Raw genomic sequence first — 21,994 nt, 5'->3', positions numbered from 1 at the left:
AAAATACGAAATTTTACAGTTGGCTAAAAAGTTATGAAAATATTAAAAAATGATCGAAAAATACAAAAAAGACCTGCAATCCGTTTGAATCACAGGTCTTTTTCTGGCGGAGAAAGAGGGATTTGAACCCTCGCGACGCTTTCGCGCCCTACTCCCTTAGCAGGGGAGCCCCTTCACCACTTGGGTATTTCTCCGTACCAATGAAGTTTCTTGTTTCCGCCAATGAAAAATTGGCGGAGAGGGTGGGATTCGAACCCACGCGCCCTTTCGGACAAACGGTTTTCAAGACCGCCTCGTTATGACCGCTTCGATACCTCTCCGTATCTCGGCCCGATAAGCAAATATAATTTTAGCAGATGGTTTTTTGTTTGTCAACTGTTTTTTTCGCTCGAAAGAGCATTTGCCGGCAAACCGCAAACCGATTTGCCGGCAGATGCACAAAGCGGCGTTATACTTTGGTCAGCAAATTTTCCATCGGTTCGCGCGCGGCTTCGATGGTGCGGAACATTTCGGGGGACAAAATCGTGCCTGCCTCGCTGGACAGCGCGCGCAGCGCACGGTCATAGCAATCCGGATTGTCCGCATATTTGCATAAATACAGATCGCAACGGAATGCGGCATGGACCAGCTGGGCCCAGAGCGGGACCTCGACCGGTTCGGGGGTCGCCGGATAGCCGGTACCATCAAAATTTTTGTGATGCCAGTATGCAACGTCGGCACAGATCGAAAGGAATGGATGCGGCTTGTTGCTCTGCCATAAGGCGCGTCCGAATTCGGTGTGTCGCATATAGGCGGTGCGGCCGGGTTCGGGCTGCTCGGCTCCGGCGGACGCCGTGCTATCGGGCAGACCAAGCTTGCCCAAATCGCACAAACGCGCCGCCTGCTGGGTGTATGCGGCCTGCAATTCGGTCAGGCTGTTGTCATCGTGCAGGGAGCGCCAGGCATCGGCCAGCAGGCCGGTCAGGCGCGGGATGCGCCGGGAAGGAATGGCGTGCACATCCGGGCGCAGTTGACACAGAACCGAGAATTTTTGCTGCCAGTCATCGGCAAGCTGTGCGGCCTGCTCGGCCGAAAGGGACTCGGGCAGGCGGTCGAGCAGGCAGAAATCGTCCGTGTTTGTCGTTTGAGATGTCGATGTAAGAGCACTGCGGTCCTGCTGGTGGTCCAGAATGGTTTCGCCCTGCGGCCATGCGCCGCGGATGATATCGCATACCCGCTTTTGTACGGTGTGCGGGTCGACCGGCTTGACCAGAAAGTCAGCCGCACCCTGTTCCAGACCATGCAGGACATAATCCCGGTTGGCATCCGACGTGATGAGGATGATCGGCAGTTTGGTGGTCAGCGGATTGGTTTGCAGGCGGTGCAGCAGGGTAAAGCCTGCCCCGCGGCGTCCCAGGCAGATATCGACCAGGGCCGCACAGATCCGATCGGACTCCTTGTGGATGAAGGAGAGCGCTTGTGTGGCTTCCTGGAAACACTCGACGTGGAACAGCCCCTTAAAAATTTCATTTAAAATCGCCAGATCCAGCTCTGAATCGTCAATGATCAGCAGCGTATCTCGTGTCATATGGCTTCCTCCTGTATGCGCGGATCAATGTTCCGCGTCCCATTCGCGCAGCGTCTGGGATAATTTTTCACTTTCGGTTTCGGCTTGCTGAAGCAGGCCTTCCAGCTTCTTTTGGTGCTTGAACCCCGAAGCGCGGTATTCGACCAAAATCGCCTGGGTGCATTCGGCCAGATTTTCGGCCGACAGGTTGGCTGCCGTGCCTTTTAAGGTGTGCACCAACATATAAAATGTTTCATCGTCCTGGGCTTCCAGCGCCCGGCGGATGTCTTCAAACCGCAGCGCCTGGGGCAAACGGCGGACAAATTGCAAAAAGAGCGAAGTGTTGCCCATAAACCGGCCGATGGCCTGGTCGGTATTGATGCCAGCCTTCTGAAGTTTTTGCAGAAAAACGTGTTGCTCCATGATGTTCCTCCCATAAGCCAAAGGTTATTTTTATTATACCGCAGAAAACGACAAGCGGCAACAGGCAAAGCCGGGTGCAAAAGATTGACAAATGGGCGCAGATGTTCCATACTGGCAGTGAGGATTCCGGCCCTTGACAGGCCGGATCAAAGGGGGAAAACCATGAAACGATACGCCAAAGTCCGCAATGCAACGCTGCGGAATCTGTGTTTTCATATTTTGTTTCTGCTGGTGTTTGCTGTACTGACGGTATTCAGTCTTTATGTGATGCGGGAGCAGCTTTTGCAAAACGCCCAGCAGCTGGGCTCATCGCTGACCAAGAACTATGCAGCCGCCGAACAAAGCCAAATCGATACATACAGCACCATGATGGAACTGGGCACCGAATATCTGGACCAGCTGACGGTCGACCAGGTGGATGAGCAGGAGATTCAGTCCTGGAGCCAGGATTTTTTCACCAAAATGGCGCAGGTGCTGCAAGATGAGTCGGTGGACCTGTATGCGATCGTCGAAGGGCACATCGTGGCCGCCAACCCTTGGGAAGGGGATGAGACCTACGATTTCACCGCGACTGAATGGTATCGCATGGCCATGCAGGCTGGCGGCGAAGTGATTTTTACCCCAGCGTACCAGGACGCGATCACCGGTGAGCCGGTGTTTACCATCGCGCAAAAGGCCACGCATTCGGACAATATGCTCATGTTCGATGTCTTTCCGGATGATTTTCATGCGGCCGAGCTGCAATCCCTGCCCGAAGGCAGCTCTTATTTTCTGTGCGACCAGAATGGCACCGTGTTGCAGTCCCATATGGAGGGCTCCAACCACAAGCAGACCCCGCAGGAATACGTCGATGGCCTGCTGGACGGCATCGAAGACGGCTCCCTGGCGCCCTATGATGCGAGCGTGACCGGTCCGGATGGATGGCTGTGCGGCGTGTATTATTATCAGATGAGCAACGGCTGGACCACCGTGCTGACCATCCCGTTCCAGACCGTTTTGCGCGAACTGACCACCATTTATCATCTGTTTTTGGTGCTGTCCGGCCTGTTTTTACTGGCTGCGGTACTGTTGTCCGTGCGCGATTTCCGGCTGAACCGGCGCATGTGGCGCACCCATGATACCGTGCAGGCGCTGGGCAATCTGTATTATGCGCTGTATCGCGTCAACTACAAGACCGGAACCTATGAAACCATCAAATGCGCCCCAGATACCAGAAAACAACTGGGCGCCATGGGGCGGTACGACGATCTTTTGCATACCATTCAGGCAGTGGTCGCCAGCAGCACCTATCAGGAGTTTGCCAGCAGCTTTTCGCTGGACAATATCCAGCAGCTGGTGCACGATCAGGTATCGGAATTCGGCGGGGATTATCTGCGCCGGTTTGAGGGTGGCGAGCGCTGGGTGCATGTCAGCATCCTGTTTGACAAAGCATTTGCCCAGGATGAAGTCGTGCTGGCCTTCCGGGAAGTCAATGAGGAAAAGACCCGCCAGCTCGAGCAGCTCGAGCTGCTGCAAAATGCGCTTGAACTGTCTCGCCGCAGCGAAGCGGATAAAAATGCGTTTTTCAGCAACATGTCGCACGATATGCGCACCCCGCTGCATGCCATCATCGGCCTGTCCGAACTGGCGCAGCACAGTCTGGATGAGCCGGACAAGATGCGCGAAACGCTGGACAAAATCCAGCGCTCCGGCCGGCAGATGCTCGACCTCATCAACGATGTGCTCGAGATCTCCCGCATGGAGCAGGGCAAAATCTCGCTCGATTACCACCCCATGGATTTGCAGAAATGCGTGGAGGACTGCATCGACCTCTTCCGCTATCAGGCCCAGCAGGAGCAAAAGGAGCTGATTTTGGTCAGCGACCTGCACAGCCGCATGGTGCTGGGCGATGCGGCACGCCTGACCCAAATCCTCAACAATCTGCTGTCCAATGCCCTCAAATACAGCGAATCGGGCGCGTCGGTCACCGTGCATCTGACCGAAAAGACGGCGCACAAATACGGCAAATACCAGATCGCGGTCGAGGACACTGGCGTCGGCATGTCGCAGGAATTTTTGGAGCATGTCTTTGAGCCATATGCGCGGGAAACGCGCTTTCACGCGCGGTCGGTGACCGGTACAGGCCTGGGCATGGCCATTGTCCACAGCCTGGTCAAGCGCATGGACGGCGAAATCAGCGTCACAAGCGAACTGGGCAAGGGCAGTGTATTCACTGTCACGCTGCCGCTGCAAGCGGCACAGGAGCCCGAACCGGCCCCGGCTGAGAAGGAGCAAGCCCCGTTTGAACTGACCGGAAAAACGCTGCTGCTCGCCGAGGACAATGAGATCAACATGGAGATCGCCACCGAGATTTTGTCCATGCAGGGGGTCCAGATGGTGCAGGCGTGGGACGGCCAGCAGGCCGTGGATGCGTTCGCCGCGTCCAAGCCGGGCGAGCTGGACGCCATCCTGATGGATATGCAGATGCCGAACCTAAACGGCTGCCAGGCTGCGCGGGCCATCCGCGCCATGGAACGCGCGGATGCGCGCACCATTCCCATCATTGCGGTCACGGCCAATGCCTTCCCCGAGGATATTGCCGAGACTCAGGCGGCCGGGATGAATGCCCACATCGTAAAGCCCATCGATTTTGCTGCGCTGTGCAAACTGTTGCAATCGCTCACATAAAAAAAGCCGTCCGGACTTTGGGGTCCGGACGGCTGCTTGTTTTTATAGGGCATCGGCCGCTGCGGCAAACAGATCGTCTGCCGAAAGGGTGGTATCCTTGGTAAGCAGCTCATAGACAACATCGCCCACCTGCCAGGAAACGTACTGATAGGTATCTTCCTCGCGCTCGGCTACGCCGTAGGAGATGTACAGTTCGTTGTTGTCTGCAAGGGCCTGTTCTTCGGCGGTCGGCTGCATATCTTCGGGCAGGAAGAGATAGCGGTCCGCATGATAGGTGACCGTCACGCCGTCAATCTCCCGGGTCTCGTTCGGCTGGCCCTCATACGACTGGGCCGGGGGGGCGTCCGCGCCGTCCAAATCGTTGTCATAGGCCCGCGCGGTGTAGGTCAAGACCGTGCCGTCGCCGTTGATGCTGGTGCCGTAGTCGGCCTCCAGACTCGGATAGGAGTCCAGCCGGTTGCCGTCGTCATCCAGTTTGTCGGTGTATTGTACACAGCCCTTCTGGAAATCATAGCCCGCCAGCTGTTCGGGAATGGTGATACCATCCGCGATCTGGGCCGTGTCCTTCTGCAAGTCCTCCACCGAAAACTGCATATCCTCGGGGTTCAGGCTGGTTTGCAGAGAGGCAAACTGCCCGCTGGCCAGGGCGCCTGCCATGGTCAGGCACAGTGCTGCCGCCAAGCCGACTGTGACCTTTTTCCATACGCTGCGTGTGTGTTTTTTCTGTACCATAAGATCGATCCTCGCTTTCAGATTGTCGTCCGCCTGGAGATTTTCCACGCTTTCGTGTAACGTTTGACGAAGCTGCGCATCCAGTTCCAAATCTTTCATATCCTCACGCCCTCCCATTCATCGTTTTTTTGTCCCATGGCCTTTTGCAGATTGCGCCGGGCGGAAAACAGACGGGATTTGACCGTCCCTTCCCGGCAGCCGAGCACATGGGCAATGTCGCGCACCGACATGTCGTTGTAATAATACAGCACAACGACCGTACGCTGCTTGTCATCGAGCGCCTGCACGGCGGCGAAAAGTTCCCGGCTCTGTTCGGTGCGTAGCACGGCGCCCAGCGCCGATTCGCCGGCCTTTTCGGCATCGTCGAAAAATTCACTGACCGGCTCTTCCCGGCCGCGTTTGCGGCAGTATTTCCAGGCCGCCCGCGTCAGTAGGGTAAACAACCAGGCCTTGAATTTGCTTCGGTCGCGCAGCTGTCCGATGCGCTGGTAACACTGTACGAAGGCTTCTTGTACCACATCCTCACCGTCGGCGCGGCTGCCCGTGATCAGGCTGGCGGTGCGCAGCGCTTCATCCCGGTACCGGGTGTAGAGCTCATCAAACGCGGTCCGGTCGCCCTGCTGCAATCGCTCGACCCATATTTCATCTTGCATACCGCTTCTCCTTTCTGTCAGGCGACGGGTTGGTCCCAGCCGCCTTTCTTCGATGCATCTGTATATAAGAGCCTTCGGGCGGGGGATCGGTTCACGATCTTTGGAAAAAATCAAGGGCCGCCCAAAGGGCCCGGCCGCATAAGGGTATCATTTAAAACCGTCTAGGGTTCAGTAAGTTGGGACACATGCTACACACCGTGTGGCATGTGTCCTGCTTTTAATTATACTTCAATTACATATCCTTGTTGAAATTAGAATACACTTGCGTTATCATTTTCTTTAGTCAATCACGATTTCCAAGAAAGGGCAAATAAGTATGGCTGATGTTGTTGATATTCCGGAATTCAGAGCATTTTATTATACAGATGATACGCCCCGCCAGTTTTATACCCTCCGGCGATACGAGTATGAGAGCGGGTCTGGGGAAATGCACTGTTATAATATTGCGCCAGGTATTCAACTGTCTTTTAATGATCTAAATCTAAGTTCTTGCTATCAGCCACTAAATGTCCAAAAAGATTTTTTAGAAATAAATTATTGCCTTGAGGGCGGACACGAAGTTGAAATGGTCGGAGGCGGAATTACCTTCTTGGGTGAAAAGGATTTAAGTATATCTGGCCTATACCATGATAAACGGGTTATTGTCAATTCAAGAATCCCTTTCAATAAATATAAAGGTATAACCATTCTCTTGGAGCTAGAAACAGCCCAGACGACTCTCGACAATGAATTCTCTAAGTGGCATATAGACTTGCAAAAAATCCGCACAACTCTATGTCCGGAAGGACGTGTTCTTTTAATAAAATCCAAACAAAAAATCGACCATATTTTTGCAGAGATCTTGAGCGTTGAGAACCAGATAAGATTGCCGTATTACTGGCTGAAAATCCTGGAAATCTTACTTTTATTAAGCCAACTGGATAACAGTTATGTGGAGCCGCCCCAACAGTTTACGGAGAAAGTATCCCGGCGGACTCAACAGGTCTATCAGTATATTATTGAAAATCCTTTTACACAAAAAAATATTTCTGAGATAGCAGAGATTTATGGGGTTTCGGAATCAAGTATGAAACGCTGCTTTAAGTCAATTTCCGGTGCTTCTCTAGGCACGTTTATGAAAAGGAAACGGATGGAGGCTGCTGCGGAATTACTTAGGTCAGAGCCGACATTGAGTGTGGGTGAAATTGCCAGTCTTGCAGGGTATGAAAATCAAGGAAAGTTTTCTGGGGCATTCAAATCAGTATACGAAATGACTCCTATCGCATATCGTTTGAAATACTCGTGACCTAAATGGATTAAGACTTGACCTAAACAGTTATAGACGAATATATGATCTTGTGCTATCATAATTGACGTTAATTAGAGAATGGTGAAAAGAGCCGCGTTCAGCGGTTCTTTTTAAGGGTGTCAGTTAGCGATGTCTAACCGCGAGCGAATGGGGGGCAAATCAGTTGTTCAGTATGGGGATCAGTGCGCGAATTGTAAAACGTATTATAACCTTGCTAATTGTGATTTTGGGAGTCGTTACTCTCAGTTTTTGCTTGCAGATATTTACCGGTACAGATCCGGCAGAAATGCTTGTAAGAAAGACTACATTGTTCGCAACAGAAGAACAAATCCAAGCAATGAGAGTTGAACTTGGCCTGGATGGTACACTCTCTGAGCAATATGCAGATTATTTTATTGGCAAGGAGGACCAGATCAGTGTTTCTTGACGTCAGAGATCTCACTATTACTCTCAAAACGGGTGAAGAAATTGCAAAGGATATTTCTTTTTCAATAGATGGAGGAGAAATGTTGTCCATTGTGGGCAGCTCTGGGGCAGGAAAAACGACGGTATGCAAGGCCGTTATGGGCTTACTTAGTTCTAATTATTCCATTTCAGGTGAGGTGCTTTATAGGGGGGAAAACTTGCTGCACTGTTCAAAGAAACGATTGCAGGCAATCTACGGTAAAGAAATATGCTATATTATGCAAAACCCCATGACAGCATTCCCAAGGAAAAAATTTATATTGAAATGAAATGCCCTCAGTGTCACAACATTGTAAGAATATGGTGTGACAAAGCATCAGTAAAAACCATAAGTTTATAAATTATTGTCTATTCATACCGAGCAACGGAGTCGATTGCGAACTACCAAATGGCCGGATGATTTTGAAACGTAAGGTTTCATAGTCATCTGGCCATTTACGTTTCAAAATCGGCTCTTTGCGTTTGTTCCTGACTCCTCTCGGTCACGCCGAAGGCGAGAAAGGAACAAAAATGTCGAGAAACAACGATTCAAAGAAACGCAAGAGCAACTACAACCGCAACCGTACCTGCTACCTGTCCTCGGACGGAAAATATTACTGTTACGAGGCTTGGGATCCAGACGCTAAACGCATGGTTACGCAAAAACTGGAGGTCGGCAAAGACCTGTCACTGGAACTGACGCTTATCCTCGATTCCTCTGACCATGACATGGATTTGAATGACCGTTACCAGGACGAACTGTGCGATCCCTTGTTTGAGGCAAAGGCCAACAGCTACATATCGGATCCAAATAACGAGGATGCCGTAGATCCCTGGGATGCGATTGCCGACAAGAGCGGCAGCCCGGAAGACGCACTGTTCGCCGGGCCGGAGCCGGAGAATCCTCAGGCAGAACAAGTGCGCCGCATCATTGATGAGAACTGTACCGAAGCACAGCAGGATTTCTTTTTTGAGCATTTCGGCAAGGGTACGCAGCTTGAGGAGATGCGCCAGGCTGAAGCCGAGCAGACGGGCAAGCTGCCGTCCTCTGCGGCAATGACCAACCGCAAAAACAAAATTATTGATAAGGTCGCCAAATCCTTCGGTGTTGAGCGTGTGAAACGCCATGCTTACCCGAAAAAGGACTGAGCCGTGAACGGCGGCAGATACGGCGGTCGGAGTCCTCCCCGGCCGCTCCCCTCTTGGGGGATTGAATTTCTCGGCAGTGAGTGAGGAAGGAAATACATTCATCCTCCTCAGCAAGGCCAATCAGGGACAGGAGGACCAATACATGAAAATGCAAACTATTCTTGACAAGGGCATAATGCCAAGTGAAAAGGTTTTAGATTTTCCAGTGGATTGTAACACTCTCACTGGTAGCGTCAATCTGTGATATGAGTATATCAACCACCTTACGCTTATCGTCAAAGCTCACGGACTCCCAATCATCAAGATAGCCCGTAATGCTATCAATCTGTGAAGCGGAAACAGAATTAGCGGTGAGGTCTGCGACCAGCCGGAGCTGTTTCTGCCGTTCCGCATCCAGTTCCTCAATGCGGGTGTTTGCGTATTGCAGGAGAAGCGGATTAGCGCCGGACAAAGTGTCCAGAAGTTTCTCGATCTCACTTTCCGTCTTTGCAAGGGCGACACGGGCGGCGGTCAGCTTCGGATTATAGCTTTGTTCCTTTCCGCCTTTCAGCGTGTGGAATTTCCGCATCTTCTTAACCATCTCGCCGTAAACAAACGCCTCCATGCTTTGCGCGGTCAGCGTACCGGCTCCCTTGCAGCTCTTATTGTCTGCCCGTTGTTTGCACCGCAGGTAGGTGACACCATTTCTGGCGTTCAGACTTGCCAGGGCATAGCCGCAACGTCCACACTTGATTTTCCCGGCCAGCCATGTGTTATGGCATTTCCGGCCATTCTGGAATGTGGTGTTTTGTGAGAGCTTGCGCTGAACGGTCAGCCAGAGCTGGGAGGGGATGCGCCCCTGGTGGGGAGCAATCACAAGGATCGGCTCCTCGCCCTCGCGCCCTTGATAGAGATAACAGCTATTGTCCCCTGTGAACATTTCCGGGGAACTTTCAATTTTTACGCCCTGGGCCTTGAAGTATTCGTAGATGTCCATATCGGCCTGGACGTAGACGGGGTTTCTCAGCAGTTGAGCAATAAACCCGCGCTTTAGGGACTTGTCATAAACCTTAATGTCGTTCTCGGCAAAGTACCGGGATATGTCGCCGTAGGAGTTGCCCGGCTCCGCATACATTTGATACATCAGCTCGGCAAAATCCATTTCCGCATTTTCCACCAGCTTCTTTGTCTTGATCCCGTCCATGACGATGGGCTCGGTATCAAAACCGTATGGCGTCCGGCCCCGCATATAGTAGCCTTTGGTACACCGGGAATAGAAAGCGTCCTGCACACGCATCTGGATGCTTTCGCGTTCAAGCTGGGCAAAGACAATGCAGATATTGAGCATCGCGCGGCCCATCGGCGTGGAAGTGTCAAACTTTTCTGTGCAGGACACAAACTCCACATCGTACTGCTTGAACAGTTCCATGAGCTTTGCAAAGTCCACGATGGAACGGCTAATCCGATCCAGCTTGTAGACGATCACCCGCTTAATCAGGCCCAGCCGGATGTCCTGCAGAAGCCGCTGGAAGTCGGGGCGCTCAATGTTCTTGCCAGAGTAGCCCTTGTCTTTGTATTCCTTACCCTCACCGCCTTTAAGCTCATAGCGGCAAAATTCAAACTGACTTTCAATGCTGATACTGTCTTTTTTGTCAATCGACTGCCGCCCATAAATTGCATCTATTCTACTATCCATAATTAGCTCCCTTCCGTTAAACGGGAGCCAACCTACAATTATATTGTACCTCTGCCGCCCCCTTACTACAAGGATGACTCTGGCCTACCCCCGCCCGGCATATTTGCGGAACACGTCAAACAGCCGCCGCTCAATCTCGCGGTTGCGCTTGTCCTGTTCCTGCGGGGAAAAAACGGGGGTGAGATTTTTGACGGTGATCGTGCGATCTCCGAGTACAGCAGTTTTGATTTCACTTTCATATTTGACCTGTGCCTGCATAAAATCCCTCCCATGCAATCAAAGAATGTCTTGAAACATGGCAAAGGCCAGCACCGGGAAAGTGCTGGCCTTTGGCCGGATATGTACCTCTGGACAAAGTGTCCGGAAGTTAGTAGGGGCTCCGCTCGTAGTATGCCTCGGCCTCCTGCAAAGTGGTATAGTCGAATACCTCGTAAAGCTCGACCATCACCTGTTCAATGTCGGACGGCTTAAAGCCGCACCGCTCCATCGCGGCGATGACGTACCCCCGGCAGGCATCGTTGCTCCACGGCTGGGAGAGCAAGGCCGCCAGTTCTGGATCATAGTTCATAGAGCGTTCCCCCTCTTTTTTGATAAATTAGGGAGTGCCGCGCCCGTTTCCTTGACCTGTCCAAAGACAACCATACTCGGCGCGGCATCCCCACACAACGGGGAACGGCGGCCCGGAGGGACAGGCGGCCAGCCTGTCCACTCGCGGATCGTGGCCGTGGGGTGGCAAGTCCCCACTTGCGGCGTTGGTGTGGATCGCTCGTCCTCCGTGTTGGAGAAGTCCTGGCGCACCCGCCGCCCGGCTCCTCGCACTATGCCCGGAGCCGCCGCTATTCAGTTGTGGAGAGGATCAACTCCTCTCATATACCAAGGACATTTGGAAGATGTTTTTTAACCCCCTACATCAAACATTTTGCAAATATTTTTTCATGGACTTCAAACCCTGCTGGATAGATTTATGTACGGCGGCCACGCTTACGCCATCGGCCTCGGCAACCTCAGTCATGCTCTTGCCTTCAATGATACAGGCATCAATGCGAAGCCCCTGCGTTTCGGGCAAAGTGTTCAGCGCGTTCCACAGATCGCAGAAACGCTCCATGCGCTCCAGCAGCTCCTGCGGGGTCGGCTCGGAAAGGCAGGCAGAGTATTCGATCCCATCATCACAGTCGAGGGAATACTGTGCCTTATTGCGGATTATCCGCCGCTGGTAGGCAGCCTCATACAGCTTGTCGGCCCGCAGCTCGGCGGCCACTTCATCGGAAACTTCGATATATTCATCATGGGTGTGCCAAGAGTAAAAGTCCTTCAGATTGATAGTAGTCATTATATTTTCCTCCGTTCAGATTTTTGTTGTGGGTGGACGATCTGAACGGGGGATGGCGGGGATCGGCAGCCGGGGCCGCCCCTGCCTACCTCGGGACAACTTGGAGCTGTTGACAAAAGATCCACACGGGGAGAAAAGTATGGTAAAATAAGGACATACGGAGGTGGGGAGATGCAGCTGAAGCTCCATATGGTGACGATAGAAGACCTGGTCCCGGAAGGCCATTTTCTGCGGAAGCTGGATGCGGTTTTGGATCTGGGCTTCGTATATGAGGAGACCGCGCACCTGTACAGCCGGGGGTATGGGCGGCCGCCCATCGATCCGGTGGTGCTGGTAAAATACCTGCTGGTGGGCTTTCTGTACGGTATCCCCTCGGAGCGGCAGATCGAGCAGCGGATCCAGACCGACGTGGCGCTGCGGTGGTATCTTGGGCTGGATCTGTTTGACCGTGTACCGGACCACAGCACGATCTCCCAGCTGCGGCGGCGGAAGCCGTCCTTCCGAAAGGTGTTTCGGCGGCTGTTTGAGGAAGTGGTGCGGCAGTGCATCGGGAAGGGGCTGGCCAGCGGGCGGCTGGCGGCCACGGACTCCACCCATGTGAAGGCCAACGCCTCCCGGGCGTCGGAGGAACTGGTGGAGATGCCGGAGAGCCCCGGCTCGTACTGGGAGCGGCTGGACGCCTACGAGGAGGAAGGGCTGGAGGAGCTGGAGCGCCGGACAGGAAAGCGGCGGCAGAAGCGGGTCAGGCAGATCAGGAAGGACAACCGGAGGACGAAAAAGCGGGTGAGCCGAACGGACCCGGAGGCCGGACACATGAAGCGTCCGGGCAAGCCGGAGGGGCAGTATTACCTGTCCCACCAGACGGTGGACGCCGACCACGGCATCATCCTGGGTGTGACCGTGACGCCTGGGGATGTGCATGATTCCGTCCCCTACCTGGAGCACTTGGAACAGATCCACAAAAACGTCATTCCCCTTCAGGCCGCCACGGCGGACTCCGCCTACGACTTTCCGCTGGCCCACCGTGTGCTGGAGGAACAGGGCATCGATTTCTTTGTCCGTCCCCAGTCGACCCATGACCGTACGCAGACAGAGCTTAAACGGGACGCTTTTCCTTATGATGAGGCGGAAGACGTCTATCTGTGCCCCAACGGAAAGAAGCTGCGGGCCAGACGGCTGTACCGCAGCGCCAGCGGGCTGTTCTGGGAATATTGGGCGGACCGGAAGGATTGTTCCGGCTGTCCTATGCGGGAGAAGTGCCTGAGCGAAATGGACCGGCATGGCGCCCGGAAGCTGACGGACAGCTATTTCAAGCCCTCCGTCCACAGGCATACCGTCGGTTCCGGATACGGACGCAGGGCTCCGCCGGCTCCGGCTACTATTCGGGCTGGACAGTTTCCTCCAATTCCGTGCGGAAAAACACGCCGCCCGAAAAAGCGTCCGTTTTAACGGCGGCTCCCTCGGTTTACAGCGAAGGGCCGATTACCCTGACATGGAGCGGCGCGTCGGGCGGCACCAGCCCCATCAAGGGCTACATGCTGGCAAGCAAGACTTCGACGGACGGCTCGACATGGACATCGTGGAATGTGCTGGAAAACTTTGATCTGTCCGCGTCCTCCGGGGCGCGCACGGCGGCGGCTTCCACCACGCCCGGCACCTACACGAAATACGGCCTGTGGACCATTGACACGCTGGATGTCTATTCCGCCGAGCAGGTGTCCAACACCATTCTCTGCGTGGCGGCCGCCTGCGACGAGCCGGCAATCGCGGCACCGAAGAACGGTTCTGCTACTTACAATCCGAATCCCCGCGTGCTGCTAACCACCGGCGCACAGCCCTCCGAACAGGTGGCGCAGGTGAAAATCGGCACGGGAGACTGGCAGGACGGCGTGAACAATCCGTCCCTCTTTTCTCCCAGCGGCGAAGTCGGCGGCAGTGCGGCGATGATGTTCAAGGCAGAAACGCAGACGGCGGGAGCAAAGACCCTCACGGTACGGTGCGTGAACACGGACTTTGAAGCGCCCAGCGCGGAGGTCTCCCGCTCGTTGACCGTGCTGGCTTCTCCGTTTGAGGAGATTGCGGCCAATGAAACCAAGGTGAAGGCAAGCCACATCACAGCGCTTCGCACTGCCGTCAACACTGTGCGAAACTACTATGACCTTGCGCCGGTTTCATGGAGTGAGGAAATCATGGCGGGCAGAACGGAAGTGAAAAACTGGCCGCTTCACATTCTGGAAATCCGCTCAGCCGTGGAGCCGGTGATTACGCTCATCAATCAGTACAGCACCGACCCGGGCTTTGCCGTTCCGGAACCGGACTGGGAGGAACTCGGCACAGGCAGACCCCGGGCGGCGGTGATGAATCAGCTTGCCGAACTGATTCTGTCGCTGTAACAGCCACACATTCAAGCGTTTCCGCTTTGGCGGGAGCGCTTTTTTCATACATACCAAACAATGAAACGGAGGTTTTACGATGAAGGAAATCTGGGTCTGGATTCAGGCCGCGCTGGCGGCAGTTGGTGGCTTTCTCGGCTGGTTCCTCGGCGGGTGGGACGGCTTTCTCTACGCGCTGCTGGCGTTTGCCGTCCTCGACTATCTGACGGGCGTGCTGTGCGCAATTGCCGATAAAAAGCTCTCCAGCGAAATCGGCTTCAAGGGCATCTCCCGCAAAGTGCTCATTTTCGCGCTGGTGGGTGTTGGAAACATCATCGACAGTCAGGTGCTGGGAGACGGCGGCGCGGTGCGCACGGCGGTCATCTTTTTTTATCTGTCTAACGAGGGTGTGTCCATTCTGGAAAACGCGGGGCATCTGGGGCTTCCCATCCCCGAAAAACTGAAGGCGGTTCTGGAACAGCTCCACGACCGCAACGATGAGGAGGAACAATAAGTATGGCAAGAATCAATGGAATTGACGTATCCCACTGGCAGGGAACGATTGACTGGGACAAGGTCAAAGCGGCAGGCATCGAGTTTGCCATCATCAAAGCCGGAGGCTCTGACGCAGGCTTTTACACCGACAGCAAATGGGAAGAAAACTATATGGGAGCCAAGGCAGCCGGTATTCCCATCGGCGCATACTATTTCGTCGGCAGGGACTGCGTTACTGCCGCTGCAGGAAAAGCTGATGCAGAACGCTTCATCAAAATTTTGAAAGGCAAACAGCTGGAATATCCTGTCTACATGGATAACGAAGCGCAGCCTGCTTCTGCCAAAGCCGGTATTACGGAAGCCGCCATCGCTTTCTGTGAGACAATGGAAGCCGCCGGATACTTTGTCGGTATCTACGGCTCCGCTGTCTCCGGTTTTCAGGAACGCATGGACGACAGCAAGCTCAAGGCCTATTCCCACTGGGTAGCTCAGTACGCCAGTAAATGCACCTACTCCGGCGAATACGGTATCTGGCAGTATTCTTCCACTGGCAAGGTCGATGGCATCAAGGGTAATGTGGATATGGACTATGGATATATCGATTATCCGTCCATCATCAAAAACGGCGGCTTTAACGGCTGGAGTAAAGGGAGTGCCGCCGCAACCTACACGAAATCCGTTGATGAACTTGCCGCCGAGGTCATCAACGGTAAGTGGGGCAACGGAGAGGAGCGTAAGAAAAAACTGACATCGGCAGGCTATGATTATACTGCTGTGCAGGCAAAGGTTAACGAGATTCTTTCCGGGAAAAACGCTTCAACCACGGCAACCTATGAAACCTACACCGTGCTCAAGGGCGACACGCTCTGGGGCATCGCTTCCAAAAAGCTCGGCAGCGGCGCGCGGTATAAGGAAATTAAGACGCTGAACGGACTGTCCTCAGACACCATTTACTCCGGGCAGAAGCTGAAAATGCCAAAAAAGTAAAACACCTGCCAAACAGCCCCTCGCTGTCCACTTTCGGACGGCGAGGGGCTGTTTTTTTACTTTTTTGTATTTGTTATTAAACATTTTATGAAATCCAACGCAAAGCATTGACTTTACCACCGTTTTGGTGTATATTAAAATATAATATTATTTTAGATGGGTTTATTCTGGTTTCTCATGACCGGGTTTTCCTGGACAACTGCATCGACCATATTCTCGTAATCAATAAAACAAACATCGAGGTTCAGAGGGGAAACTTCTCGTCCTGGTGGAGGAACAAAGAGATGCAGGACAGCTTTGAACGGGCAGAAAACGAGAAACACAAAAAAGAAATCAGCCGTTTAACAGCTGCCGCACAAAAGACTTCCGGTTGGTCAGACCGTGTGGAAAAAAGCAAAAACGGTTCGACCAACTCGGGAAGCAAGCTGGACAAAGGCTATGTCGGCCATAAAGCAGCGAAAATGATGAAGCGTTCCAAAGCTATTGAAAATCGTCAGCAGGATTTGATTCATGAGAAATCCAAACTGCTCAAAAACCTGGAAACTGCCGAAAGCCTAAAACTTTCTCCGCTTCCATACCACACCAGCCGACTGCTTGAGCTTTCCGATGTTTCCATTGCCTATGGAAGTCGTGCCGTCTGCTCGAATATCAGTTTTACCATAGAGCAGGGAGACCGGATTGCGCTGCAGGGGAAAAACGGTTCCGGAAAATCTAGCATTCTGAAGCTGATCTGCGGGGAAAACATCCCCTATCAAGGCATTTTGCGAAAAAGCGAACGGCTGAAAATTTCCTATGTCCCCCAAAGCACGGCGGGGCTGAACGGCTTCTTAAGCGAATATATCGAGCGAAATCTTCTCGATGAAAGTCTTTTCAAAGCCATCCTGCGGAAATTTGATTTTCCTCGGGAGCAGTTTGAAAAGCGGTTGGACGAATTCAGCGAGGGGCAGAAAAAGAAAGTCCTGCTCGCCAAAAGCCTGTGTGAGCAGGCGCATCTGTATATCTGGGATGAACCGCTCAACTACATTGACGTCCTTTCCCGCATGCAGATAGAAAACCTGCTGCTCGAATACAAGCCGACCATTCTGTTCGTGGAGCACGACAGTGCTTTCTGTGAAAATATTGCGACCAAAACCGTTGAGTTATAGAAAAAGGGGCGAAATAATGAATAACTGTAAAATAGCCGTCACCCATGACAAACTCCATGCAAAGCCAGGTTGTGCTGGCGGCCTTTGCATGGAGTAGCATAAACTGACCGCCGCTCATGCTGGCTTTGCTTCTTGATGATTTCATTATTCAAGAGGAGAAAAGCCTACATGATTTATTCAAAATATGAGGTTATGAAGCGATGTATATCGGGAATGAATTTTCCGGATTATCGCTATGAGCAATTGATAAAGATGATTTTTGCACAGCATATTCCTGACTTTCATTCCATGTATATGCTGCCGGAAAGACTAAGATCAAATTTGGCGGAAACTTTTGGGACCTCTGTCTGCGGCCTTGTTCCAGTTACACATCGGGCATCGGGCCAGGCAGATAAGGTGCTTTTTCAATTAAAGGATGGAAACTGCGTCGAAACGGTGAACCTGCATTACAAAAAAGGATGGGAATCTTTTTGCGTCTCATCTCAATGCGGCTGTGGGTTTGGCTGCAAATTCTGCGCAACAGGTGCTATCGGACACAAACGCAATATGACCGCTGATGAAATAACAGATCAAATTCTGTATTTTTATCTTGCAGGGCATCAAATCAATAGTGTTTCTTTTATGGGAATGGGCGAGCCGTTTGCGAATCCCAATTTATTTGACGCATTAAAAATCCTGACAAACCCGTCTTTGTTCGGATTAAGCCAGCGACGCATTACCATATCGACGATTGGAATGATTCCCGGGATAAAACGGCTGACCCGTGATTTTCCGCAGGTGAATTTAGCTTTTTCGCTGCACTCGCCTTTTGAAAAGCAACGTTCGGAATTGATGCCGATCAATCAAACTTATCCGCTCCATAAAGTAATGGATGCGTTGGATGCGCACGTTGCAAATACCAAAAGGCGCTTGTTCCTGGCTTATATTATGCTGGGCGGAATAAATGATTCGGCAGAGCATGCGAAAGCGTTAGCGCACCTTATTTTGAGCCGGGGAGCGTTGTCCTATCTATATCATGTTGATCTTATCCCATATAACGCAACAGATAAGACGGCGCGAAAATTTACCGCTTCAAATCACGAAGCCATTAAAAACTTCAGTGATATTTTACATTCCAACCGTATCAGCGTGGCTATCAGAATGCAGTTCGGTTCTGATATCGGCGCCGGGTGCGGGCAGTTGTATGCTGATGAAAGGGATTGAGCGCTTCAAGACGTTTTTATGTACACAGAGATTTCCAAGCAGCATTGGCGTTTGAAAGGAAAGGCACCCGGCATAAATTTAATGCTGGGTGCCTTATTGTTACATCAAAGGTTTTAGGGACTCCACTTAAGTACGATGATTTCTTTACCTAATAGCTGGCTGAAGTCACTGTCTACATAGAAGCAGCAAAGAAGCCGGTTTAAGGGGAACTATTTGCTGTTTTACTCGCGAAACAACCATAAAGTAATCGAAAGAGCGGCAATTATGTTTAATTATTTGCATATATATTTGCAATCTATAAGAGCCGAATATTTGATTTTGCAGGGGGTCTTGACAAAGCACCTATCTTGCATTACAATATAGTTGTTCTATATTGCATTACAAGATAGGTGGTGAACTTATGATCCCGTCACAAATGCTGAAAGGCACGCTGGAGGGCTGCATTCTAAAAGTGATCAGCCAAAAGGAAACCTACGGCTACGAAATATCAGAAAACCTGCGGACGTATGGTTTTACAGATATTTCAGAAGGGACAATCTACCCGCTCTTGCTTCGGCTTGAGAAAAACGGTCTGATCACCGCGCAATATCGCGAATCGCCGGTAGGACCAAAACGAAAGTATTTTTCTCTTTCTTCATCGGGAAAAGAAGAGATAGAGCGGTTCTATTCCAGTTGGCTCGAACTTGAGCAAGCGGTGGGTGCATTATTTCATGAGGGAGGAAAATAAAATGAATCGAAAAACCAAAGAGTTGAACCGAAGCAATAACGCTCTGGATCAACAAATCAGCCCTGAAAATCGGGAAGCTTTTACCGATATGATTTGCTACCTGAGAGGGGCCAAAATCTCAGCATATCATCAGGAGTTAGTGCGCTATGATTTAACAGAAATGGTCCTTTCAGCACAGCAGCGCGGTGAAAAAATCCGTGAAGTCATTGGAGAGGATTATAAGGGGTTTTGTGACAATGTAATTGCCAGCCTGCCTCCCGAAACACGAAGGCAGCGAATTATTGACTTTTTTGATACGCTTTGCTGGGGTTTATCCATATTAGGTTTCATCAACATTGTCATTTCAAACGAAACGATTCCGCTGATCCGCAATGCCGTTACTGGAAAGCCCCTGGATTTTTCTATTTCCATTTCTCTTGGAAGTCTGATTGTAATTGGTATTATTCTTACGGCAGCCTTCGTGATTGTAGAGGTCATTACGAAAAAATCTTTTCAAATTGGCAAAGACAAAAAGGGGCGTAAAACAAAAACCTTTTCAATCATTGCAAGTTTGATTGGATTGGGAATTACAGCGGGAATATTGGCAATCAGTATATGGCTTGGCCGAGTAACGCTGTTCACAATCAACCTTTGGATTGCCTGCTCAATCGTATTAGCCCTCTATGTCGTTCATAAAATTTTAGATAGGATGATAATACCGATCACCCCGCAGTTTCACATCTCACTTTTATGGCAAAAGCAGGAGCAATAACGGCCCTTGTGGGACACTCCGGGTCAGGTAAAAGCACAGCGGCCAGTCTGATCCCTCGGTTCTATGACGTGCAGGATGGCGCAGTAAAAATTGGCGGCGTTGACATCAGGGAAATCCCACAGGGTGATTTAATGAAAATGGTGGCATTTGTGTTCCAAGACCCCAAGTTGTTTAAGGATAGCCTATTAGAAAACATAAGAGCCGGAAGACCATCGGCAACCCGTGAGGAAGTTCTAAAGGCAGCTCATCTGGCGCAGTGCGACGACATACTGAAAAAGCTTCCAAACGGAATAGATACAATTATTGGAAGTCAAGGTATATACCTGTCCGGGGGCGAAACACAGCGCATTTCTATTGCCCGCGCTATTTTAAAAGATGCTCCTATTGTAGTTTTAGATGAGGCGACAGCATATGCTGACCCCGAAAATGAGCATCAAATCCAGAAGGCCTTTGATGGACTTATAAAGAATAAAACGGTTATTATGGTTGCACATCGGCTTTCGACTGTCCAGGATGCAGACCAAATATTGGTGATGAAAAACGGTGCGATAGCGGAAAGCGGAACACATTCTGATTTGATAAAGCATCAGGGCGAGTATGCTAAAATGTGGGACAATTATAACAAAACGGTGCAGTGGCATATAGAAAGTTGAGGTGCTGTCTATGCTAAAACGTGCGTTTGCATTAAGCGATCAAGGCGCAAAAGATTTAGCGAAAGGAATTATAGCAACTGCCTGCGCCAATTTGATACAGATCATTCCAGCAAGTTTGTTGTTGATGGTAGTAATGATGCTTTTAGAAAAAGCGGCGGGGACTCAAGTTAATGTAGGTCGGAATATTCCGTTCTTTGTCGGAATTACCCTGGTGCTTTTTGGCATGATCGCGATTGCCCAATTAGTACAATACAATTTGACATACACTGCTGCATATAAGGAAAGTGCAAACCGAAGAATTGTGCTGGCTGAAAAACTCAGAAAACTTCCACTGTCATTCTTTGAAAAGAAAAATTTAGCCGATCTGACAACTACTATTATGGGGGATTGTACAGCATTAGAAAGGACATTTTCTAATGCGATTCCACAGTTGTTAGGCACAATTCTTATGTTTGTTATTATGTCCGTGGGGCTGGCAGTTTTAGACTGGAGGATGGCTCTTTGTATTATTGTCCCGGTACCAATTGCCTCAATTGTTGTTGTTCTTGCTCGTAAGGCACAGAGTAAGGCGGAACTTGAAAATCTGGAGGCAAAAAGGTGCGCCTATGACGCAGTACAAGAATATATTGATACTATAAAAGAATTAAAAGCATACTCAAAAACGGATGTATACTTGGATGAACTTGATAAAAAGTTAGAGAATGTTATTCGTTGTTCCTTCCGAAATGAGTTAGCCCCCGGAGCATCTACAACAGCTGCTCAGTTCATCCTGCGCTTTGGTTTAGTTGCTGTTTTGCTTATAGGGGGAAACTTGGTGATTGAAGGTATGCTTTCTATTCCCATGCTCATACTGTTCCTTCTTTTCGCTGGTCGAATCTATGATCCATTCACCAACTGTTTCATGCTATTAGCGGAGGTTTTTGCCGCACTTGTAAGCATTGGCCGGATGAAACAGATAGACAATACACAGGAACAAACCGGCTCAGACTGTTGCAATAACATTGGCTGCGATATTGAGTTCAAGGATGTTTACTTTTCTTATAACGAGGAACCAGTTCTGACAGGAGTATCTTTTGTAGCAAAGCAAGGCGAAATAACTGCTTTAGTCGGGCCATCTGGCAGTGGAAAATCAACAGTTTCAAAATTAGCAGCGCGTTTTTGGGACGCCGATTCCGGACTCATAACACTTGGAGGCATAGATGTCAAAACTGTTGAACCAGAAGTATTGTTAAAAAACTATGCAATCGTATTCCAGAATGTCACCCTTTTTGACGAATCGGTAATGGAAAATATACGGCTTGGCCGTAGCGGAGCTTCTGACGAAGATGTTAGAGCCGCAGCAAAGGCCGCCCAATGTGATGAGTTTATTGATCGTTTACCGCAAGGCTATGACACGAATATCGGGGAAAACGGAAGTAAATTATCCGGTGGCGAGCGCCAGCGCATTTCTATTGCCCGTGCCTTGCTAAAAAATGCTCCTGTTATTCTTCTCGATGAAGCAACTGCATCTATGGATGCAGAAAGTGAAACAATGGTACAAACTGCCTTGTCAGCGTTATTAAAAGGTAGGACAGTGATAGTTATTGCGCATCGAATGAGGACCATAGCAAATGCAGACAAGATAGTTGTTTTGGACAAAGGAAAAGTGACTGAAGTGGGGACTCCCAGCGAGTTGGCTAAAAAAGGCGGGTTGTATGCGCATTTGGTTGCACTCCAGCAGAAACAGCAAATGTCTTCCTTACCGACATGAACGT

Annotated in this window: 21 protein-coding genes, 2 tRNA genes and 2 pseudogenes; 15 read left to right on the top strand and 10 right to left on the bottom strand. The window is 50.9% G+C overall.

The window, feature by feature from the left end; genetic code table 11:
• Positions 1–104: 104 nt before the first annotated feature.
• From EFB11_RS08100 to EFB11_RS08085, 4 genes are all read right to left on the bottom strand, one after another.
• A tRNA-Ser gene (locus EFB11_RS08100) sits at positions 105–194 on the bottom strand.
• Positions 195–231: 37 nt separating this feature from the next.
• Positions 232–320 (bottom strand) — tRNA-Ser (locus tag EFB11_RS08095).
• Positions 321–448: 128 nt separating this feature from the next.
• Positions 449–1,567 (bottom strand): response regulator, encoded by a 1,119-nt coding sequence (locus EFB11_RS08090; protein WP_122789687.1) that lies wholly within the window; start codon positions 1,565–1,567, stop codon positions 449–451.
• 24 nt (positions 1,568–1,591) lie between these two features.
• Positions 1,592–1,969, bottom strand: a complete 378-nt coding sequence (locus EFB11_RS08085) for an Hpt domain-containing protein (RefSeq protein ID WP_122789686.1) — start codon at positions 1,967–1,969, stop codon at positions 1,592–1,594.
• 162 nt (positions 1,970–2,131) lie between these two features.
• Between EFB11_RS08085 and EFB11_RS08080 the strand changes: the two genes are divergently transcribed.
• A complete protein-coding gene (locus tag EFB11_RS08080) occupies positions 2,132–4,636 on the top strand; it encodes a hybrid sensor histidine kinase/response regulator (protein WP_122789685.1) in 2,505 nt (834 codons plus the stop codon).
• A gap of 42 nt (positions 4,637–4,678) precedes the next feature.
• Here the strand turns inward: EFB11_RS08080 and EFB11_RS08075 are convergent, their stop codons facing one another.
• Both EFB11_RS08075 and EFB11_RS08070 read right to left on the bottom strand, forming a co-directional pair.
• Positions 4,679–5,467: a hypothetical protein gene (locus EFB11_RS08075; protein WP_122789684.1), complete on the bottom strand. Its 789-nt coding sequence runs from the start codon at positions 5,465–5,467 to the stop codon at positions 4,679–4,681.
• On the bottom strand, positions 5,464–6,021 hold the full coding sequence (locus EFB11_RS08070; RefSeq protein WP_122789683.1) for an RNA polymerase sigma factor: 558 nt from the start codon (positions 6,019–6,021) through the stop codon (positions 5,464–5,466). Before EFB11_RS08070 ends, EFB11_RS08075 begins: the two co-directional genes overlap by 4 nt.
• 316 nt (positions 6,022–6,337) lie before the next feature.
• Between EFB11_RS08070 and EFB11_RS08065 the strand changes: the two genes are divergently transcribed.
• The 4 genes from EFB11_RS08065 to EFB11_RS08050 all read left to right on the top strand — a co-directional run bounded on the left by EFB11_RS08065 (position 6,338) and on the right by EFB11_RS08050 (position 8,902).
• Positions 6,338–7,306, top strand: a complete 969-nt coding sequence (locus EFB11_RS08065) for a helix-turn-helix domain-containing protein (protein ID WP_122789682.1) — start codon at positions 6,338–6,340, stop codon at positions 7,304–7,306.
• Positions 7,307–7,481: 175 nt separating this feature from the next.
• Positions 7,482–7,736, top strand: coding sequence for a hypothetical protein (locus tag EFB11_RS08060; RefSeq protein ID WP_442906850.1), 255 nt, complete (start codon positions 7,482–7,484; stop codon positions 7,734–7,736).
• Positions 7,726–8,043, top strand: a complete 318-nt coding sequence (locus tag EFB11_RS08055; RefSeq protein ID WP_122789681.1) for an ATP-binding cassette domain-containing protein — start codon at positions 7,726–7,728, stop codon at positions 8,041–8,043. Before EFB11_RS08060 ends, EFB11_RS08055 begins: the two co-directional genes overlap by 11 nt.
• 241 nt (positions 8,044–8,284) lie before the next feature.
• Positions 8,285–8,902 carry a hypothetical protein gene (locus tag EFB11_RS08050; RefSeq protein WP_122789680.1) on the top strand — a complete coding sequence of 206 codons (618 nt, stop codon included), beginning with the start codon at positions 8,285–8,287 and terminating at the stop codon, positions 8,900–8,902.
• 193 nt (positions 8,903–9,095) lie between these two features.
• On the opposite strand, the gene EFB11_RS08045 is transcribed toward EFB11_RS08050, so the two are convergent.
• The 4 genes from EFB11_RS08045 to EFB11_RS08035 form a co-directional block, all read right to left on the bottom strand.
• Positions 9,096–10,577, bottom strand: coding sequence for a recombinase family protein (locus tag EFB11_RS08045; RefSeq protein ID WP_102268808.1), 1,482 nt, complete (start codon positions 10,575–10,577; stop codon positions 9,096–9,098).
• An 84-nt stretch (positions 10,578–10,661) separates the two neighbouring features.
• Positions 10,662–10,835, bottom strand: a complete 174-nt coding sequence (locus EFB11_RS16835) for a hypothetical protein (RefSeq protein ID WP_022200308.1) — start codon at positions 10,833–10,835, stop codon at positions 10,662–10,664.
• A 109-nt stretch (positions 10,836–10,944) separates the two neighbouring features.
• Entirely contained in the window at positions 10,945–11,145 is a 201-nt protein-coding gene (locus EFB11_RS08040; protein WP_021903912.1) for a hypothetical protein, read from the bottom strand.
• A gap of 342 nt (positions 11,146–11,487) precedes the next feature.
• Positions 11,488–11,907, bottom strand: coding sequence for a sigma-70 family RNA polymerase sigma factor (locus tag EFB11_RS08035; protein WP_015574136.1), 420 nt, complete (start codon positions 11,905–11,907; stop codon positions 11,488–11,490).
• 171 nt (positions 11,908–12,078) lie between these two features.
• On the opposite strand from EFB11_RS08035, the gene EFB11_RS08030 reads away from it, so the two are divergent.
• From EFB11_RS08030 to EFB11_RS07985, 10 genes and pseudogenes are all read left to right on the top strand, one after another.
• Positions 12,079–13,356: an IS1182 family transposase gene (locus EFB11_RS08030; protein WP_122789679.1), complete on the top strand. Its 1,278-nt coding sequence runs from the start codon at positions 12,079–12,081 to the stop codon at positions 13,354–13,356.
• Entirely contained in the window at positions 13,317–14,300 is a 984-nt protein-coding gene (locus EFB11_RS08025) for a hypothetical protein (RefSeq protein ID WP_122789678.1), read from the top strand. The genes EFB11_RS08030 and EFB11_RS08025 overlap by 40 nt, the downstream gene beginning before the upstream one ends.
• Positions 14,301–14,379: 79 nt before the next feature.
• Positions 14,380–14,793 (top strand): phage holin family protein, encoded by a 414-nt coding sequence (locus tag EFB11_RS08020; protein WP_122789677.1) that lies wholly within the window; start codon positions 14,380–14,382, stop codon positions 14,791–14,793.
• Positions 14,794–14,795: 2 nt separating this feature from the next.
• Positions 14,796–15,761, top strand: a complete 966-nt coding sequence (locus EFB11_RS08015; RefSeq protein WP_122789676.1) for a GH25 family lysozyme — start codon at positions 14,796–14,798, stop codon at positions 15,759–15,761.
• A gap of 158 nt (positions 15,762–15,919) precedes the next feature.
• Positions 15,920–16,906, top strand: a pseudogene (locus EFB11_RS08010) (ATP-binding cassette domain-containing protein); the annotation flags it as partial.
• Positions 16,907–17,074: 168 nt separating this feature from the next.
• Positions 17,075–18,109, top strand: a complete 1,035-nt coding sequence (gene cfr(E) / locus EFB11_RS08005; protein WP_105119688.1) for a 23S rRNA (adenine(2503)-C(8))-methyltransferase Cfr(E) — start codon at positions 17,075–17,077, stop codon at positions 18,107–18,109.
• A gap of 400 nt (positions 18,110–18,509) precedes the next feature.
• Positions 18,510–18,836: a PadR family transcriptional regulator gene (locus EFB11_RS08000; protein WP_122789674.1), complete on the top strand. Its 327-nt coding sequence runs from the start codon at positions 18,510–18,512 to the stop codon at positions 18,834–18,836.
• Between the two features lies 1 nt (position 18,837).
• Positions 18,838–19,587 carry a hypothetical protein gene (locus EFB11_RS07995; protein ID WP_122789673.1) on the top strand — a complete coding sequence of 250 codons (750 nt, stop codon included), beginning with the start codon at positions 18,838–18,840 and terminating at the stop codon, positions 19,585–19,587.
• Positions 19,527–20,240: pseudogene (locus EFB11_RS07990) on the top strand (ABC transporter ATP-binding protein); the annotation flags it as partial. The gene EFB11_RS07995 and the pseudogene EFB11_RS07990, both read left to right, overlap by 61 nt.
• Positions 20,241–20,250: 10 nt before the next feature.
• The gene (locus EFB11_RS07985; protein ID WP_122789672.1) at positions 20,251–21,990 is read left to right on the top strand and encodes an ABC transporter ATP-binding protein; all 1,740 of its coding nucleotides are present in this window, start codon (positions 20,251–20,253) and stop codon (positions 21,988–21,990) included.
• Positions 21,991–21,994 lie beyond the last annotated feature (4 nt).

It is taken from the genome of Intestinibacillus sp. Marseille-P6563 (assembly GCF_900604335.1).
Taxonomy (GTDB): domain Bacteria; phylum Bacillota; class Clostridia; order Oscillospirales; family Butyricicoccaceae; genus Butyricicoccus_B.
The sequence above is the reverse complement of the archived record's forward strand: the minus strand, read 5'-3'. Positions and strand labels throughout refer to the sequence as shown.

Excerpts from the sequence above, each read along its gene's own strand:
- EFB11_RS08090 (WP_122789687.1), bottom strand. The coding sequence starts at position 1,567 with ATGACACGAGATACGCTGCTGATCATTGACGATTCAGAGCTGGATCTG.
- EFB11_RS08085 (WP_122789686.1), bottom strand. The coding sequence starts at position 1,969 with ATGGAGCAACACGTTTTTCTGCAAAAACTTCAGAAGGCTGGCATCAAT.
- EFB11_RS08080 (WP_122789685.1), top strand. The coding sequence starts at position 2,132 with ATGAAACGATACGCCAAAGTCCGCAATGCAACGCTGCGGAATCTGTGT.
- EFB11_RS08075 (WP_122789684.1), bottom strand. The coding sequence starts at position 5,467 with ATGAAAGATTTGGAACTGGATGCGCAGCTTCGTCAAACGTTACACGAA.
- EFB11_RS08070 (WP_122789683.1), bottom strand. The coding sequence starts at position 6,021 with ATGCAAGATGAAATATGGGTCGAGCGATTGCAGCAGGGCGACCGGACC.
- EFB11_RS08065 (WP_122789682.1), top strand. The coding sequence starts at position 6,338 with ATGGCTGATGTTGTTGATATTCCGGAATTCAGAGCATTTTATTATACA.
- EFB11_RS08060 (WP_442906850.1), top strand. The coding sequence starts at position 7,482 with ATGGGGATCAGTGCGCGAATTGTAAAACGTATTATAACCTTGCTAATT.
- EFB11_RS08050 (WP_122789680.1), top strand. The coding sequence starts at position 8,285 with ATGTCGAGAAACAACGATTCAAAGAAACGCAAGAGCAACTACAACCGC.
- EFB11_RS08045 (WP_102268808.1), bottom strand. The coding sequence starts at position 10,577 with ATGGATAGTAGAATAGATGCAATTTATGGGCGGCAGTCGATTGACAAA.
- EFB11_RS16835 (WP_022200308.1), bottom strand. The coding sequence starts at position 10,835 with ATGCAGGCACAGGTCAAATATGAAAGTGAAATCAAAACTGCTGTACTC.
- EFB11_RS08040 (WP_021903912.1), bottom strand. The coding sequence starts at position 11,145 with ATGAACTATGATCCAGAACTGGCGGCCTTGCTCTCCCAGCCGTGGAGC.
- EFB11_RS08035 (WP_015574136.1), bottom strand. The coding sequence starts at position 11,907 with ATGACTACTATCAATCTGAAGGACTTTTACTCTTGGCACACCCATGAT.
- EFB11_RS08030 (WP_122789679.1), top strand. The coding sequence starts at position 12,079 with ATGCAGCTGAAGCTCCATATGGTGACGATAGAAGACCTGGTCCCGGAA.
- EFB11_RS08020 (WP_122789677.1), top strand. The coding sequence starts at position 14,380 with ATGAAGGAAATCTGGGTCTGGATTCAGGCCGCGCTGGCGGCAGTTGGT.
- EFB11_RS08015 (WP_122789676.1), top strand. The coding sequence starts at position 14,796 with ATGGCAAGAATCAATGGAATTGACGTATCCCACTGGCAGGGAACGATT.
- EFB11_RS08000 (WP_122789674.1), top strand. The coding sequence starts at position 18,510 with ATGATCCCGTCACAAATGCTGAAAGGCACGCTGGAGGGCTGCATTCTA.
- EFB11_RS07995 (WP_122789673.1), top strand. The coding sequence starts at position 18,838 with ATGAATCGAAAAACCAAAGAGTTGAACCGAAGCAATAACGCTCTGGAT.
- EFB11_RS07985 (WP_122789672.1), top strand. The coding sequence starts at position 20,251 with ATGCTAAAACGTGCGTTTGCATTAAGCGATCAAGGCGCAAAAGATTTA.